Genomic DNA, 17700 nt, shown 5'->3' with positions numbered 1-17700 from the left:
CTATTTTAGCATATAGGATTTTTAGAATTTAGCAATGATTTTAGTAACAGGAGGCACAGGTTTAGTTGGTTCGCATTTATTATATCAATTAACGGTAAAAAACGAGAATATTAAAGCAATTTACAGAACCGAAACAAGTTTTGTAACTGTAAAAAAAATCTTTTCTTATTTTACAGATGATGTAGATTCGCACTTTTCTAAAATTGATTGGATACAAGCTGATATTACGGACATTCCATCATTAACCGAAGCTTTTAAAGACGTTTCAATTGTGTATCATGCAGCTGCATTGGTATCTTTTGATGCCAAAGAGTACAGAAAAATGCGTCAAATAAATATTGAAGGAACAGCAAATATTGTAAATAAATGCATTAGCAATTCTGTAAAAAAATTGTGTTATGTAAGCTCTATTGCTGCTATTGGAAATGCTATTAATAACGAAATTGTAACCGAAGAAAACGAATGGAACAAAGAATCAAATAATAACGGTTACGCAATTACAAAACACGGCGCAGAAATGGAAGTTTGGCGCGGAAGTCAAGAAGGAATTGATGTTATCATTGTAAACCCAGGAGTAATTTTAGGAGCTGGTTTTTGGGACCTAAACACCGGACAATTATTTTCTAAAGTTGCTAAAGGGTTTTCTTTGTATTCGGATGGAGTTACAGGTTTTGTAGGCGTAAAAGATGTTGCAAAAGCAATGATTCAATTAACCCAAAGTTCGGTAAAAAATGAGCAATTTGTTTTAGTTGCAGAAAACAATTCCTTTCGAGAAATTTTTACACTCATTGCCAATCAGTTTGGTAAAAAACCACCAACAATTCGAGTTTCTAAAACGCTTTCAAATTTTTTGAGAAGGGCAGATGCTGTGGTTACTTTTATCACTAGAAAAAAACGCTTAATTACCAAAGATTCTGTGAAGTCTTTACACGGAAAAACATATTATTCTTCAGAAAAAATTATAAAAAAAATCGGATTTAATTTCAAATCAACAGAAGAGGTAATTGAAGAAGTTTGTGCTATTTATAAAAAAGAAAATAAGGTCAAATAAACTACTCTGGTTTGTTTTTTAGAACTTCTTCTAACTCCGCTTTTTTTGCAAGCAATTTGTCATTTACAGCTTGATAAATCAACTCATATTCTTCGAGCTTAGAAGTATAATAAAAGTTGCTACTCCCAAAACGAGTACTATCAATTTTATATTTATTATACACCAAAGGCATGTAATTTACCTTGCGATTATTTTGTTTGTTTTTTTCAATAAAAGCACTTTTTGCTATAAATAAATCGGTCAATAAAAGCACCATTGTATCCTTCGGAATTAAATCTTTAGGTTTTTCTAAAATGGTATTACTTGTACAAGAAGTAACTATAATTCCAATAAAAAAGAATACAATTTTCTTCATAACTATCGATTAAAAACTAAGCGTTCTCCTTTTATTTCTTCGTTAAATTTTCCGTTATCATACATCAAATTACCGTTTACAAAAGTATGTGTAATTGTTGATGAAAATGTCGTTCCTTCAAACGGAGACCAACCACATTTGTATAAAAGAGTATCTTTAGAGACCGTATTAGAAAGCTTGGAATTTACCAAAACTAAATCGGCATAAAAACCCTCTTTTATAAAACCACGTTTTTCAATTTTAAAAATTTTAGCTGGATTATGACTCATTTTTTCTACTGCTTTTTCAATAGAAATTGTTCCGTCTTTTACTTTTTCTAAAATAGCATTTAATGCGTGTTGCACTAAAGGTCCGCCACTCGGAGCTTTTGTATATATATTATTTTTTTCTTCAATTGTGTGTGGTGCATGGTCGGTTGCAATCACATCAATTCTGTCGTCTAACAACGCTTTCCATAACCCCGTTCTGTCATTTGCCGTTTTTACTGCCGGATTCCATTTGATCAACGTTCCTTTTTCATCATAATCTTTATCAGTAAACCATAAATGATGCACACAAACTTCGGCAGTAATTTGTTTTTCTTCTAAAGGAATATCATTTCTAAATAAATGTGTTTCTTTTTCTGTTGATAAATGAAAAATATGCAATCTTGCTCCGGTTTTTTTAGCCAATTCAATTGCTCTTGAAGAGGATAAATAACACGCTTCTTCGCTTCTTATTATTGGATGAAATTTTAACGGAATATCATCGCCATAAATCGCTTTGTAATGTTCTGTATTTTTTTTGATGGTTGCTTCGTCTTCGCAATGCACAGAAATTAACATTTTTGTGGATGAAAATATTTTTTCTAAAACTACTTCATTATCCACCAACATATTTCCGGTTGATGAACCTAAGAATAGTTTTATTCCGGCTACATTTTTAGGATTTGTTTTTAGCAATTCTTCTAAATTATCGTTGGTGCCGCCAAACATAAATGAATAATTTGCATACGAAGTTTTTGAAGCAATTTTAAATTTATCTTCAAGTAATTCTTGCGTTGTAGCTTGCGGAACCGTATTTGGCATTTCTATAAAAGAAGTAATTCCGCCAGCAATTGCCGCTTTACTTTCTGTAGCAATATTTGCTTTATGTGTTAAGCCTGGCTCGCGAAAATGCACTTGATCGTCTATAAAACCCGGCAATAAATAACTGCCGTTTGCATCAATAATTTTGGTATTTTCTGTTGCAGAAATATGTTCAGAAATTTCTTTGATAATGTTATTTTCGATTAACAAATCGCCTTTAAAAACAACATTTTCGTTTACTATTTGAGCATTTTTTATTAACGTTCTATTCATTTTATTTTGGGATACCTTTTAGTCTTAATTTTAATACGCCAAACAATGCTTCATATACAATTGAGCCGCTCATTTTAGATTCGCCTAAAGTTCTATCTGTAAAAATTACAGAAACTTCTTTGATGTTAAACTTGTGTTTCCAAGCTTTAAATTTCATTTCTATTTGAAACGCATAACCAACAAACCTAATTTTATCAAGTTGAATTTTTTCTAGCACTTTTCTTTTATAACACACAAAACCGGCAGTGGTATCATGAACTGGAATTCCGGTTATAAGACGCACATATTTAGAGGCAAAATACGAAAGTAAAACGCGCTTCATTGGCCAATTTACTACGTTTACACCTTTAGAATATCTAGAACCAATTGATAAATCTGCTCCGTTTTTAGCACAGGCATTGTACAACCTAATCAAGTCTTTTGGATCATGAGAAAAATCTGCGTCCATTTCTATAATGTATTCATATTTTTTTTCAATTGCCCACTTAAATCCGTGAATATATGCAGTTCCAATTCCGTTTTTTTCAGTTCTATTTTCGATAAATAATCTATCGGAAAACTCGTTGATAAGATGTGTTACAATTGATGAAGTTTCGTCTGGTGAATTATCATCAACGACTAAAATATGAAATGCTTTTTTTTGTTTAAATACAGTTCTAATAATCGCTTCGATATTTTCTTTTTCGTTGTATGTAGGAATGATTACTAAAGCGTCAGACATTTTTTTACTAATAAAAAATAAGTGTAACAAATATACGCTATTTTATCACTAATTTTGTGTTATATTTTTCATAAAAACAATTTAATGCAGGCTTTAGAACGGATAGATTTCTCTAATAATTGGTTAACGCTTGTCTATGTATTGGGCTTGTTTTTATTAGTGGTTCTAAAAATGCTAAACCATCAAAAACTCTTTGAATATTCTAGGGCCTTTTTTTTAAAAGGATTTATAGAAAAAAAAGTTGAAGAAAGAGGGTCTTTTTTTAACGGTTTTAACATCATTTTATTTTTGTTCTCTGTAGTAGTATATGCACTTTTTTTTACCCACTTAGCAACGTATTTCTTTACTGAAATGGAGTTTAATATTCAATTATATTTAAAAATTACGGCTTTGGTTTTTGGTTACTTTACGGTATTTATTTCTTTAGATGCAATTTTGTGTAATTTATTTGAAATAAGAGCAGAATTAGCGCAACTTATTGCAGCAAAATTGGGATATTTATATACAATTGCATTGCTTCTTTTTCCTTTTTTAATCTTTACAAGTTATAGCTTTTTAACTATTTACGCATTATTAATAGTCTTTGCTGTGTTATTTATGCTGAGCGTGGTCTTAACGTTTATTAATAACAAAAACTTGATTATTAATAAGTTGTTTTATTTTATTTTGTACCTTTGCGCACTTGAAATAGCACCGTTATTAATTATTTATAAAATAACTGTTTAATAAAAAAGGGGATATATGAAAGTGAAAACAATATTGGTCTCACAACCAGCTCCAAAAACGGAAACTTCACCTTATTTTGACTTATCTGAAAAGCAGAAAGTAAAAATTGATTTCAGATCTTTTATACATGTAGAAGGTGTTGAGGTAAAAGAAGTTAGAGCTCAGAAAGTTGACTTAAATCAACATACTGCAATTATATTAACAAGTAGAAATGCAGTAGATAACTTTTTCAGAGTTGCTGAAGAAATGCGTTTTAAAGTGCCAGATTCTATGAAATATTTTTGCCAGTCTGAAGCAGTTGCTTACTATTTGCAAAAATATGTTGTGTACAGAAAACGTAAAATTTATGTTGGAAATAGAACTTTTCCTGAATTGTGTAAATTGATTAAAAAACACAAAGACGAAAAATTTTTATTACCAGCTTCTGATAAATTAAAAGATTTAATTCCTGAAGAATTAAACGCTTTAGGTGTTGATTGGAAACCAGCAACTTTGTATAGAACTGTGGTAAGTGATTTGTCTGATTTAGAAGACGTGTTTTACGATATTTTAGTGTTTTTCAGTCCATCTGGAATTGATTCTTTATTTCAAAACTTTCCAGACTTCAAACAAAATAATACGCGTATTGCTGCTTTTGGAAATACCACAATTAAAGCGGTAACTGATGCTGGTTTAAAATGTGATATTATGGCGCCAGCACCAGAAACACCATCAATGACGATGGCATTAGAAAAGTACATTAAAGAAGTAAATAAAAAATAGGTTTCGACTGTGCTCAACCTGCACAACTTTGGTTTGAGTATAAATTATTAAGTTGATGAAATCCGAGCAGAAATGTTCGGTTTTTTTATGCAAACAACGTTGCAAAAGCTTCTTCAACTTTTCCAACAAGAATCAATTGAATCTTACGATTTTTGGTAGTTATTTTATTGTATTTGGATGCAACAAATTTCGTGTAACCCAATTTTTCTGCTTCGCTAATCCGTTGATCTATTTTAGAAACTGGTCTAATTTCTCCTGCCAAACCAACTTCTGCAGCAAAACAAACTTGAGGCGAAATTGCAATGTCTTCATTTGAAGATAAAATAGAAGCAACAACAGCCAAATCTATTGCCGGATCATCAACATGTATGCCGCCAGTGACATTTAGAAATACATCTTTTGCGCCTAATTTAAATCCTGCTCTTTTTTCTAAAACAGCCAAAATCATGTGCAATCTTTTTAAATTATATCCAGTTGTTGAGCGCTGTGGAGTTCCGTAAACGGCTGTGCTAACTAAGGCTTGAATTTCTATCATTAAAGGACGAATTCCTTCTAAAGTTGACGCAATTGCCGTTCCGCTTAAATCAGCATCTTTTTTAGAAATTAATATTTCAGACGGATTTGAAATTTCTCGCAAACCGTCAGATAACATTTCGTAAATTCCTAATTCTGCTGTAGATCCAAAGCGATTTTTTTGTGCTCTTAAAATTCTGTAGGTGTGATTTCTATCTCCTTCAAATTGCAAGACAACATCAACCATGTGTTCTAAAATTTTTGGTCCAGCAATTTGTCCTTCTTTGTTGATATGACCAATTAATAAAACCGGAGTTGCGGTTTCTTTAGCAAATTTGATCAATTCTGCGGTGGTTTCTCTAATTTGAGAAATACTTCCAGGAGTTGCATCGATAGATTCTGTGTGTAATGTTTGGATAGAATCTATGATTAAAAATTCTGGCTGAACTTCTTCTATGTTTTTAAAGATTTGTTGTGTATTGGTTTCGGTTAAAATTAGGCAGTTAGATGTTGAAACATCAATTCTTTCTGCTCTCATTTTTATTTGTGATTGACTTTCTTCGCCAGAAACGTACAATACTTTTTGCGAAATTGATAGGGCAACTTGTAACAATAAAGTTGATTTACCAATTCCGGGTTCACCTCCTAAAAGTGTTACAGAACCTTTTACCAAACCGCCGCCTAAAACCGTATCTAATTCGTTATTGTTGGTTTTAATTCGCTCTTCTGGATTTAGCTGAATTTCATCAATTCGTAATGGTTTTGCTTTTTGTTTTAAAGAGGTAGATTGTTTCCAACTTCTTTTGTCTTCTTTTTGGATTACTTCTTCAACAATCGTATTCCATTCGTTACAAGTAGAGCATTGACCTGTCCATTTTGGAGTTTGTGCTCCACAGTTTTGACAAAAAAAAGAAGTTTTTACTTTAGCCATTTAAAAAGAGTTTCAAAGTTGTAAAGTTACAAAGTTTATGAGTTGATAACTTTTAAAAATAAAAATTTCTTAAAGTTGATAAAAAGTTGCGTTAGCGATTGAATGGTCTGTTTGAGCTCTACCACTTTTTTGTGGTAAGCGAGTAACCTTTCGGCTACGCTCAAGATAAATTCCAGCGCGACCTTGGTGCTGAACGCCTTCAGGATAGAGGAACGCCAAAAAACTATTTATTCTTATTGTAAATAGGAAGCACTAAAAAAGACAATCCGCCAAAAATGATAATCATTCCTGTTTGTGCAGTCCACATAATCCAACCAAAAGCTGTTGCAGGTTCTTCAGAAATACCAAATAAAGCCAAAGCTCCAGCTACTGCAACAGGATATAAACCAATTCCGCCATTTGTTGCAGCAATACTAAATGCGCCAGCAATAAAGCCAATTAAAACACCACCAAAAGGAACATGTAAATCTTCAATTGCAGGGATTGTTGCCCAAAACATGGCAACATACATTGCCCAAATAAACACCGTATGAAATATAAATGCCCATTTGTTTTTCATTTTAAAAATGCTTGTAACCCCTTCAACTAAACCAGAAACAAAGGTTTTAATTTTTAGTAGAAATCCTTTTTTTGCTTTTTTTACAAAGGATGTAAAAACATAAAAACCAATACTTAAAAACACAATTAAAAGGATAATTTTTGTAGGATCAAAATTTTTGGTAAGCAAATCGTAAATAAAATCGAATTGTACAAAAAGTGTAATTAAAATGATGATTAACATCATGATTAAATCAGCAATTCGTTCTGCTACAATGGTTCCAAAACCTTTTTCAAACGGAACGTTTTCGTAATTTGTTAATACTGCAGCTCTAGAAACTTCACCAGCTCTTGGAATTGCTAAATTGACTAAATATCCCACTAAAACAGCCAAAATGCTATTTCCTAATTTTGGTTTGTACCCAATTGGTTCTAGCATAAATTTCCAACGATATGCTCTAGACAAATGACTTAGAATTCCGAAAAATAACCCTAAACCAATCCACCAATAATTAGCATTTTGAAAATAAGAAACTAATGTTGCAATTGAAATATTTGATAAAGAATACCACACTAAAAATCCTCCTAAAATAAGAGGTAATATAATTTTTAGTGTTTTTTTTAGTGATTTGTTCAAACTTAGTTAAGTGTGTTTGTTTTTTCGTTTGGAAAGACCAAAGATGGTTTAAATTCTTTCGCTTCTTCTAAATCCATAAATGCATATGCAATTAAAATAAGCACATCGCCAACAGCAACTCTTCTTGCGGCAGCTCCGTTTAGCGTAATTTCTCCGCTTCCTCTTTTACCTGGTATAGCATAAGTTTCTAAGCGCTCTCCGTTATTATTGTTAACAATTTGCACTTTTTCTCCTTCAATTATATTGGCAGCTTCCATTAAATCTAAATCAATGGTAATACTTCCTATATAATTTAAATCTGCACCCGTTACTTTAACTCGGTGAATTTTAGATTTTACTACTTGCACTAACATGCGGCAAAAATAAAACTTTTAAATGTAATTGTATCTTAAAAAAAACAAAAAGGGAAAAGACGATTTTTTTATAAAGAAATGTTGTCGATTAATCGAATTCCGCCAATATTAACAGCTATAAACGCTCTAGGTTTTTTATCGAAATTAATTTCTGATACTTCTGCTAGCGTATTTTCTTCTGCAATCGTAAAATATTCTAACTCCAATGAAGTTGTGGCGAATTCATTTTTTACGAATTCATACATCTCTTTTATTGATTTAGTTTTAGCAAAATCAACTACTTTTTTTAAGGTTTGATAGATAAAAGGAGCTTCATTTCTTTGTGCTTTAGATAGGCGAATATTTCTAGAACTCATGGCCAAGCCATCGTTTTCTCTATAAATTGGACAGCCAATAACTTTTACAGGGATATTTTCTTTTTCTGCTAGCTTTTTTACAACCTGTAATTGCTGAAAATCTTTTTCTCCAAAATATGCATTATCTGGTTGTATGATTTCAAAAAATGTTTGTACAATTGTTGCCACACCATCAAAATGCCCTTTTCTAAATTTTCCTTCCATTTGATTTTCAATTCCGTCAAAAGAATAAGATTTAGAAACCACTGTTTGTGCGTAAATTTCTTCAACAGTTGGAATAAAAACAATATCACAACCAATATTTTCAAGTAATTGTAGGTCTTCTTTTAATGTTTTAGGGTATTTTTTTAAATCATCAGCATTGTTAAATTGAGTAGGATTTACAAAGATACTAACAACAGTATAATCATTATTTTCTATTGATTCCTCTACCAAAGATTGATGCCCTTTATGCAATGCGCCCATAGTTGGGACAAAACCAATTTGCTTGTTTTTTTCCTTAAGCAAAGATAAACAAGGAATTAAAGTGCTCTTTTTTTTGAAAATTTGCATAAACGGTACTTGTAAAATGTGTGCAAACTTAGCATTTTAACATGAAATTAGCATAAAAAAGTGTATTTTTGCACTTCTTATAAAGGGATAGATTTAAATGAAAGATAAGAGAATATTATACGTTTCATCTGAAGTAGTACCATATTTACCAGAAACAGAAATGGCATCAACAGCTTTTAACGCGGCTAGAAATGCACATTCAAATGGAGTTCAGACACGAATTTTTATGCCAAGATTTGGTGTAATTAACGAAAGAAGACATCAATTACACGAAGTAATTAGATTATCAGGAATGAATTTGATTATTAACGACATGGATATGCCGTTAATTATTAAAGTTGCATCAATTCCGAAAGAAAGAATGCAAGTTTATTTTATTGATAACGAAGAATACTTTAAGCGTAAAGCCATTTTTACTGATGAAGACGATCAATTATTTGACGACAATGATGAAAGAGCTATCTTTTTTGCAAAAGGAGTTATAGAAACGGTAAAAAAATTAAATTGGGCACCAGACATTATTCATATCCATGGATGGATGGCCTCTTTATTGCCTTTGTATTTAAAAGAGTTCTACAAAGAAGAGCCTTTGTTTACAGAGAGTAAAATTGTAACATCTATTTACAATAACGACTTTGAAGGAGCGTTAAACGCTACATTAGCAGATAAAATTAAATTTGACAAAATTGATGCAAGTAAAATTGCTGTATTAAAAACACCTAACCATACAAACATCCTTAAAAGTGCAATCGAAAATTCTGATGCAGTTATTAAAGGAAGCGAAAGTATTTCTGATGAATTAAATAGTTTTATTGAGACCAATAATAAACCAATTTTAGAGTATCAAACAGAAGAAAACCTAACCGAAGCTTATTTAAATTTTTATGCTAACGAAGTTTTAGCAAAATAACCCATTATTTTAAAGGAAGAATGATTAAAAAGAGTGCATATATTAGCGTGTTTATATTGTTTATAACAATGGTAGTTTCTTGTGAAAAAGATTTTCAAGATATTGCAACTTCAGTAGTAAGTAACACCAAGTTTGAGACTAAAGATACTATTATTGATATTGTAATCACAAACAAACAAATTACAAGTGTTAGAGCCGATGGTTTAACTATTGGAGGGGCACTTAGTCAATACCTTTTGGGAGTTTATAACAATCCAAATTACGAAAAAATTGAAGCATCAATTGTTTCTCAATTAGCTTTAGATACTGGAATTGAGTTTAAAGACAATGCCGAAAGAGTATACGGAAATGACACAACTGTTGTAACAACTATTGATACGGTATTTTTGAAATTGCCATATCAAGCAACTTTAAAAACAGGAACAACTTCAGAATATACTTTAGATTCTATCATCGGTGATCAAACAAGACCATTTACTCTTAATTTGTATAGAACAGATACTTATATGAGTAGGCTAGATCCTGTAGATCCATCAAAAGCAAGCAATTTTCAATCAGACAAAACCTATCAGATTCTTCCTGGAGAATTAAACGCTCAAGTAAACTATTTATTTGTGCCGAACCCAACGGATACCTTAATGGTTCTTAAAAGAAGATTGAGTAATGGAACTATATACAAAACAGACACTCTTAGGTTGTCTAGCAACAATCCTTTTGCAAGAATTACGCTAGATGAAGCTAAAATAAAACAGATTTTTGTTGATGAATACGACACTCCTAAATTTAAGACTCAAGATGCTTTAGAGCAATATTTCAAAGGGCTTTATATTCAGGCAAGTGGAAACGAAGGTTCTTTACTATCATTTAAAATTAATGAACCAGACCTTAGTTTAAGACCATCCATTGAGATTAGATATACAAAAACAGTGTTAAAAGGAGGAACTACGGTGTTAGATACTATTGAAAAATCAAGCTCCTTTTTGCTTTCTAATTTTAGTACAAGTGTTTACAAAATGGATGAAAAAGCATATCCAAATAACGGAAACATTGTTTTACAAGGAACAGCAGGAAACATGGCTCAGGTAGAATTACTTGCTGCTAACGAACTAACAGCTTTAAGAAGTAAAAACTGGTTGGTTAATGATGCTGCTTTAACTTTTTATGTAAACCAAAATATAGTAGGAACAGATACCCTTGTAACTCCTTATAGATTGTTCTTGTATAAAGATGGTAGCCCAAAATCTCAAATTAAAGATGTAATCACAGAAGGTGTAGGATCTTTTGATGGGAAATTAGTTATTAACAATGATAAGCCAGATTATTATACTTTTAAAATTACAGATTATATTTCTGATTTATTAACTGGAGAATCAAATTATAATCCGATTTTAGGACTTAGAGTATATAATTCATCAGATTTTCCAACTTCGGCAGCAGATACTTTAGTTGCTAATTATAATTGGAACCCAAAAGTGGTTACATTGTTAAATCATTCAAATATTAATGGAGCTAGAAAAGCTCAGCTGAAAATAACCTACTCAAAGAAAAAATAAAAACAATAATGCTATGTGTGGAATAACAGGATACATTGGCTATAGAGAAGCCTACCCAATTGTTGTAAACGGATTACAAAGATTAGAATACAGAGGTTACGATAGTGCCGGTATTATGATGTTTGATGGAGAAAAAATTCATGTTTCTAAAACAAAAGGAAAAGTTGCTGATTTAAAACAAATAGCTGATAAAAATCCACACACTAAAAAAGGAAATATTGGAATTGGTCATACAAGATGGGCAACACACGGGGTTCCTAACGATGTAAATTCTCACCCACATACATCAATGTCTGGCGAACTTGTAATTGTTCATAACGGGATTATTGAAAATTATGACACCATAAAAAAAGAATTAATCACAAGAGGATATACTTTTAAAAGTGACACAGATACAGAAGTTTTAGTAAACTTAATAGAAGAAGTAAAAAAACAAGAAGGGTGTAAGTTAGGAAAAGCTGTTCAATTGGCATTAACACAAGTAATTGGTGCGTATGCAATTGCTGTATTTGATAAATCAAAAACCAACGAAATAGTTGTAGCCCGCTTAGGAAGTCCGATTGCCATTGGAGTAGGAAAAGACAACAAAGAATTTTTTGTAGCTTCAGATGCTTCTCCTTTTCTAGAATATACTAAAGATGCGATCTATTTAGAAGACGAACAATTAGCTATTATAAAGCTTGATAAAGGAATTAAAGTTCGTAAAATTCATGATGATTCTATAGCAGTTGCTAAAATTCATGAATTAAAAATGAGTTTAGAACAGATAGAAAAAGGCGGTTACGAGCACTTTATGTTGAAAGAAATTCACGAACAACCTAAAGCTATTATAGATACATATCGTGGTAGAATGCTTCCTGATGAAGGAATTATTAGAATGGCTGGTGTTGATGACAACCTTGAAAGATTTTTAAACGCAAATAGAATCATTATTGTTGCTTGCGGTACTTCTTGGCACGCAGGTTTAGTTGCAGAATATTTATTTGAAGATTTAGCAAGGATTCCTGTTGAAGTTGAATACGCATCAGAGTTTAGATACAGAAATCCGATTATTACTGAAAAAGATGTAGTTATTGCAATTTCTCAATCAGGAGAAACAGCAGATACTTTAGCAGCTATTAAATTGGCGAAAGAAAAAGGAGCTTTTGTTTTTGGAGTTTGTAATGTAGTTGGTTCATCAATTGCTAGAGAAACGCATGCAGGAGCCTACACCCACGCAGGCCCAGAAATTGGAGTTGCATCTACAAAAGCATTTACAACACAAATTACGGTGTTGTCTTTAATTGCATTAAAACTTGGAAAAGCAAAAGGTGCTATATCTATTCCTACTTTTCAATCTTACTTACAAACCTTACAATTAATTCCAGGTAAAGTAGAAGAATTATTAAAAATTGATGACGAAGTAAGACACATTGCTTCTGTTTATAAAGATGCAAAAAACTGTTTGTATTTAGGAAGAGGATTTAACTTTCCTGTTGCTTTAGAAGGCGCTCTAAAACTGAAAGAAATCTCTTACATCCATGCAGAAGGTTATCCGGCAGCAGAAATGAAACACGGCCCAATTGCATTGATTGATGAAAATATGCCAATTTTTGTCATTGCAACAAGCAAAGGACATTACGAAAAAGTTGTAAGCAATATTCAAGAAATTAAATCAAGAGCAGGAAAAATTATTGCTGTAGTAACTGAAGGTGATACAACAGTAAAAGAAATAGCAGATCATGTAATTGAAATCCCTGATACTGAAGAAGCTTTTACACCTTTATTGACAACAATTCCGTTACAATTATTATCGTATCATATTGCGGTACTATTAGGAAGAAACGTTGATCAACCTAGAAACTTAGCAAAATCGGTTACTGTAGAGTAATTGATTTTAGAAATAATTATATTAAAAATCCAGCTAATTAGCTGGATTTTTTTATTCCAAAAATTCATTTTAAATAATTAATAGAGCTTTAATTTAGAGGGATTTCACTTTTTTCATCAACAGAAAGTTGGTTTAAAGACCTTCCTAATCTTGAATTAAATCAAATAAATATATTGTTTTTTACAAAGGTTTTGGCATGCCTTTATAATACTTTTTAATTTCGATTTTGAAAAAAATTAGATATTGGTGTAGAATTTACTATCTTTAAGTTCACTGTTATTTCTTGTACAACAACGATAATGATGAGTTTGGCTAATTATAGTTTAAGGAACAATTTTTTACATTTTGTCAATAACATATTCAAAAGTCAAGTTTTTTGCATGATTAGAACTTAAGATAATACAAGTAGAGAGATTGAAAAATAAAATAATCTTTTAGATTTAAAACAGCGAATTTAGTATGGAAATTATAGCTCTAAAATTTAATCTTTAGTGAGCTATATGAGAAAAAGACAATAATTAATGAGAATTGGAATAAAAAAATTCAAAAAGACTTTTATTTTAACCTCTATTGTACTTGGGGTAAGTATAATAAGTGCCATCTATTTTACTTTGTCGAATAATTTTGAACTAAAAGAAGGAAATCGACTTAATGTGATCCTAAGGAACTCTGCAAAAGATATAGATAATTTTATGTTTACTAGAGTTGCAGACTTTAATGTTTTAAGCAATAACCCGTTGTTTAGTTCAAGCTCTAACGAAATTACATCTCAATATCTAGAAAGAGTAGTAGAACAATATCCTTTTTATAACAACCTCTTTTTTGTAAATAAGAAAGGAATTATCCTATCCTCATCAGACGAAAAACTTATTGGAGAAGACCTTTTGCAGTTGGAGCCTGGTTTGCAAGATGAATTAACCAAAACAATTAATGGAGGAAATGAAGATGTGTTTATTTCAGACTTATCCTTAACTTCGAAAAACGAGATAAATAGCAATCAGTTATTAGAGCTTAAAATATTGAGTGATGTAATTGATTTAGAGGGAAATGTAGTTGGTGTATTAGTAGGTTTTATGAATATGAAACTTTTAAAGGAATTAATATTTTTTACAGATAACAACACAGTCGATAACAAACATGTTTATTTATTAAATAACAAAGGAGTTGTTCTTTTTTCTGGAAATAAAGAAGTAAAGATTTTTCAACAACACTCTGATGTATCAATAAATAAATTGCAAGAACAACTTAAGGTTGGAGAAAATGGCTTTTATTTTAATGAAAATTCTAAAGGTGTAAAAGTTCTCTTTGAGTATGCAATGCTTTCAAAACACGGATCCGGAGGAGTTGGTAATTGGTTTCTAATCAGTATAGTTCCTTATAACGAAATAATGAAGCCGTTTTATGAAACAGTTTACAAAACGGTTTTCATTTTTTTATTAAGTATATCATTATTAATAATATTTGTTTTTTATTCAAATTCAAAAAGAGTTAAAAACGCTCTATTACTAGCAGAAAATAGGGAAAACTCCTTAAAAGAGGCGAGTAAGCTGGCTAAAATAGGTTTTTTTGAAGATGATATTGCAACAGGAACTCGTATATGGTCTGAATATTTGTATCATATCTTTGGATTAGATTTAGAAAAACCAATTCCACCACGAACAGAACTTTTAGCTTTACTTGATGAAGAGTCTCAACAGAAAATGATAAAAGTTACTCAAGATCTAGATTTAAAAGGCATTTCGTATGATATTGAGTTAAGATTAATCAACTTTAAAAACGAAGAGGTTTGGATAAGAGATGTAACGCAACCTATTTACAATCAACAAAAAGAAGTTATTGGAAGAAAAGGGGTAACGCTAGATATTACCGAATCTAAAAATGCACAATTGCAAATAGAATTTTCTAATCGAGAGATTCAGAATTCTTTTCATCTTTTAGAGAAAAGAGATTTCTCTATGAATGAAGCGAGTAAAATAGCCAAAATAGGGTATTTGGAAGACGATTTTGTATCAGAAACTCGTATATGGTCTGATAATATGTATCATATTTTCGGACTCGACCCAAAAGACAAAGTGCTATCAGGTGAAGAAACTTTGGCTCTTATGGACGAGGAGTCTAAACAGAAAGCGATAGAGGGTGGTTTAAAACTTGACTCTGAGGGGATTCCTATTGATATAGAGATAAAATTAACGAACCTAAGAGAAGAAGAGATTTGGTTAAGGCTTGTAGTTCATCCTGTATACAACAACCAAAAAGATATCGTTGGAAGAAGAGGTGTTGTGCAGGATATTACAGATTCTAAAAAAGCGCAATTTGAGTTAGAACACTCAAAGCAAAATCTTGAAACTATTTTAGAGGCGGTTCAAGAAAATGAGTACTCGTTAAAAGAAGCGGGTAGAATGGCAAAAATTGGTTATTGGAAATACGATACGATAAACGATACAATTATTTGGTCCGAAGCAATTCATCAAATATATGGTAATGATATTGAGAAAGGTGTGCCAGGAATTGAAATAATTCTGGGATCTTTTACTGATAAATCTAGAAAAAAGCTAATAGAGGCAACAGTAACCCTTGCTAGTGATGGCGTTCCTTTCGATATTGAATTAGAAATGATCAATTTTAAAAACGAAAAACGTTGGATACGAAACATGGGAGAGCCCATATACAATGATAAAAATGAAATTATTGGTAGAAGAGGAGTGTCTCAAGATATTACTATGCAAAAAAGAATCACAGATAAAATTAAAAAGGCTGAAGAGCTGTATCGTGTATTGACGGATAATTCTAATGACTTAATTTGTTTGCAAGAACCGGATAGTACATTTAAATATATCAGCCCTTCTATAAAAAACTTATTGGGTTATGAGCAATCCCAGCTTATAGGTAAAAAAGTATTTAACTTAGTTCATAGTGATGACATACAGCTTTTATATAGAGCAATTAGGCAAAAGGAATTTCGTGGTTTAAACCCTGAAGCTATTTCTATTAGAGTTCGTCATAAGGAGGGGCATTTTGTATGGTTAGAGTTTTTAACATCGCCTGTTTATAAAGAGAAAGAGATTAGTTATTTTGTAACATCTGCTAGAGACATCACTCAATGGGTGAAAGCAAGGGAGGAGATTCAAGAATATCAAGTAGTTCTTCAAAAAATGACTACAGAAATGACCTTGATAGAAGAAAAACAGAAAAAAGAAATCGCAGCAAACATACACGATCACTTAAGTCAATCTTTGGTTATTTCTAATATGAGAATCAATGAGTTAAAGAAAAAAGCAGAATTAAAATTCATAGATGAAGACTTAAATTTTATTAAAAAAAATATTACTGAAGCTTTAGAAAATAGTCGTAAGATCACCTATGAACTTTCTCCTCCTGTTTTGTATCAGTTAGGCATAATTGATGCATTAAATTGGCTGTTTGAAGAAACAGAAGCTACTCATAAAATTGAATGTAGAATTAACAGTAATATAGAGAGTATTGAAATGATTGATATAAAAGCGATTTTATTGTACAGATCTATACAAGAACTGATTAAAAATGCAGTGAAATATGCCAAAGCAACTTTATTTACACTAGATCTTAATAAAAATGAACTTGGGTTTCATATACTTTTTACCGATAACGGCGTTGGTTTTAATACATCTAAATTAAATAATTATAAAAACCATTCAGGGTCTGGCTTTGGCTTATTTGCAGTGCAGGAACGTATTCGAAATATACAAGGTGAATTTTTGATTACATCTAAAATAAACGCAGGAACATCTATAGAAATACTTATACCTTAACCTATATGATTCATACAGATGAAATTAAAATACTATTAGCCGATGATCATAAGTTTCTTAGAGATGGTCTAAGAAACATTATAGAGCAAAGATCTAATATGCTAATAATTGGTGAGGCTTCCGATGGAATAGAAGCCATAGAAGCAGCTTCAAAATTACAGCCAAATGTTATTATTATGGATGTTTCAATGCCAGGTTTAAATGGTATTGAAGCGGCAAAACGAATCCATAAAGCCCAGCCAGAGATAAAAATAATTGGTCTTTCTATGCATTCTGGCAAACAATTTATTCAAGGAATGTTTAAGGCGGGTGCTTTTGGATACTTGTTAAAAGATGGAGATGCGGATGAATTAATTATAGCGATTTCTACAGTAATGCAAAACAAAAAATATCTTTCAAGAAATATCAATCAAGAATTCCTTACACTACTTAAAAGGACGAAGTTCTAAAAAAAGCATCACTAAGTTCTAGAGGAAAAGGAGTAATACTGTTTATTGCGAAAGGTGTTTTTTCTAAAGAATTAGGAATATTATTGTTTTTAAGTTCAAAAACTGTTGACGCTCATAAAAACAATGCTATTAATAAAGCAGAATTATACAGCACCCAAGAATTGACAAAATAAGCGATTCTAAAAGGGTTAATTAAGTTAGATTTTTAATAACAGTAATAAGTTCCTTTGTTAAAAAATTAAGAATTTTGCTTATATAGACAGATAATAGAAGACTTTATATTTGTTATCCCCTTC

Annotated in this window: 15 protein-coding genes and 1 pseudogene; 9 read left to right on the top strand and 7 right to left on the bottom strand. The window is 31.2% G+C overall.

The annotated features are described in order from the left end of the window. Positions 1–34 precede the first annotated feature (34 nt). The gene (locus ACEWL1_RS02690; protein ID WP_409231740.1) at positions 35–1051 is read left to right on the top strand and encodes an NAD-dependent epimerase/dehydratase family protein; all 1017 of its coding nucleotides are present in this window, start codon (positions 35–37) and stop codon (positions 1049–1051) included. Position 1052: 1 nt separating this feature from the next. Here the strand turns inward: ACEWL1_RS02690 and ACEWL1_RS02685 are convergent, their stop codons facing one another. From ACEWL1_RS02685 to ACEWL1_RS02675, 3 genes are read right to left on the bottom strand one after another with little or no spacing between them, the layout of a single operon-like run. Then, positions 1053–1406 carry a DUF4296 domain-containing protein gene (locus ACEWL1_RS02685; protein ID WP_409231739.1) on the bottom strand — a complete coding sequence of 118 codons (354 nt, stop codon included), beginning with the start codon at positions 1404–1406 and terminating at the stop codon, positions 1053–1055. A gap of 2 nt (positions 1407–1408) precedes the next feature. Continuing rightward, the gene (locus ACEWL1_RS02680) at positions 1409–2746 is read right to left on the bottom strand and encodes a dihydroorotase (protein WP_409231738.1); all 1338 of its coding nucleotides are present in this window, start codon (positions 2744–2746) and stop codon (positions 1409–1411) included. Position 2747: 1 nt separating this feature from the next. After that, complete coding sequence (locus ACEWL1_RS02675) at positions 2748–3467, bottom strand: polyprenol monophosphomannose synthase (protein ID WP_409231737.1); 720 nt, start codon at positions 3465–3467, stop codon at positions 2748–2750. Positions 3468–3551: 84 nt separating this feature from the next. On the opposite strand from ACEWL1_RS02675, the gene ACEWL1_RS02670 reads away from it, so the two are divergent. Together ACEWL1_RS02670 and ACEWL1_RS02665 are read left to right on the top strand one after the other, a co-directional pair. Continuing rightward, on the top strand, positions 3552–4193 hold the full coding sequence (locus ACEWL1_RS02670) for a DUF4271 domain-containing protein (RefSeq protein ID WP_409231736.1): 642 nt from the start codon (positions 3552–3554) through the stop codon (positions 4191–4193). A gap of 15 nt (positions 4194–4208) precedes the next feature. Further along, entirely contained in the window at positions 4209–4955 is a 747-nt protein-coding gene (locus ACEWL1_RS02665; RefSeq protein ID WP_409231735.1) for a uroporphyrinogen-III synthase, read from the top strand. A gap of 85 nt (positions 4956–5040) precedes the next feature. Here the strand turns inward: ACEWL1_RS02665 and radA are convergent, their stop codons facing one another. The 4 genes from radA to panC form a co-directional block, all read right to left on the bottom strand. After that, complete coding sequence (gene radA, locus ACEWL1_RS02660) at positions 5041–6399, bottom strand: DNA repair protein RadA (protein ID WP_409231734.1); 1359 nt, start codon at positions 6397–6399, stop codon at positions 5041–5043. Between the two features lie 223 nt (positions 6400–6622). Next, entirely contained in the window at positions 6623–7573 is a 951-nt protein-coding gene (locus ACEWL1_RS02655; RefSeq protein WP_409231733.1) for a lysylphosphatidylglycerol synthase transmembrane domain-containing protein, read from the bottom strand. A gap of 2 nt (positions 7574–7575) precedes the next feature. Further along, on the bottom strand, positions 7576–7926 hold the full coding sequence (gene panD, locus ACEWL1_RS02650) for an aspartate 1-decarboxylase (protein WP_409231732.1): 351 nt from the start codon (positions 7924–7926) through the stop codon (positions 7576–7578). Positions 7927–7994: 68 nt separating this feature from the next. Beyond that, the gene (panC, locus tag ACEWL1_RS02645) at positions 7995–8834 is read right to left on the bottom strand and encodes a pantoate--beta-alanine ligase (RefSeq protein ID WP_409231731.1); all 840 of its coding nucleotides are present in this window, start codon (positions 8832–8834) and stop codon (positions 7995–7997) included. A gap of 97 nt (positions 8835–8931) precedes the next feature. Between panC and ACEWL1_RS02640 the strand changes: the two genes are divergently transcribed. From ACEWL1_RS02640 to ACEWL1_RS02615, 6 genes and pseudogenes are all read left to right on the top strand, one after another. Continuing rightward, positions 8932–9744: a glycogen/starch synthase gene (locus ACEWL1_RS02640; RefSeq protein WP_409231730.1), complete on the top strand. Its 813-nt coding sequence runs from the start codon at positions 8932–8934 to the stop codon at positions 9742–9744. A 20-nt stretch (positions 9745–9764) separates the two neighbouring features. After that, positions 9765–11297, top strand: a complete 1533-nt coding sequence (locus tag ACEWL1_RS02635) for a DUF4270 family protein (RefSeq protein WP_409231729.1) — start codon at positions 9765–9767, stop codon at positions 11295–11297. Between the two features lie 13 nt (positions 11298–11310). Continuing rightward, positions 11311–13167, top strand: a complete 1857-nt coding sequence (glmS, locus tag ACEWL1_RS02630) for a glutamine--fructose-6-phosphate transaminase (isomerizing) (RefSeq protein ID WP_409231728.1) — start codon at positions 11311–11313, stop codon at positions 13165–13167. Between the two features lie 521 nt (positions 13168–13688). Further along, positions 13689–16955 carry a sensor histidine kinase gene (locus ACEWL1_RS02625; protein ID WP_409231727.1) on the top strand — a complete coding sequence of 1089 codons (3267 nt, stop codon included), beginning with the start codon at positions 13689–13691 and terminating at the stop codon, positions 16953–16955. Between the two features lie 5 nt (positions 16956–16960). Then, a complete protein-coding gene (locus ACEWL1_RS02620) occupies positions 16961–17404 on the top strand; it encodes a response regulator (protein ID WP_409231726.1) in 444 nt (147 codons plus the stop codon). A 20-nt stretch (positions 17405–17424) separates the two neighbouring features. After that, positions 17425–17577 (top strand): annotated as a pseudogene (locus ACEWL1_RS02615) (LuxR C-terminal-related transcriptional regulator); the annotation flags it as partial. Positions 17578–17700 lie beyond the last annotated feature (123 nt).

The sequence above is a fragment of the Polaribacter gochangensis genome, assembly GCF_046224025.1.
Taxonomy (GTDB): domain Bacteria; phylum Bacteroidota; class Bacteroidia; order Flavobacteriales; family Flavobacteriaceae; genus Polaribacter; species Polaribacter gochangensis.
Note: the sequence above shows the minus strand (reverse complement) of the source record. Positions and strands in the feature narration are given on the sequence as shown.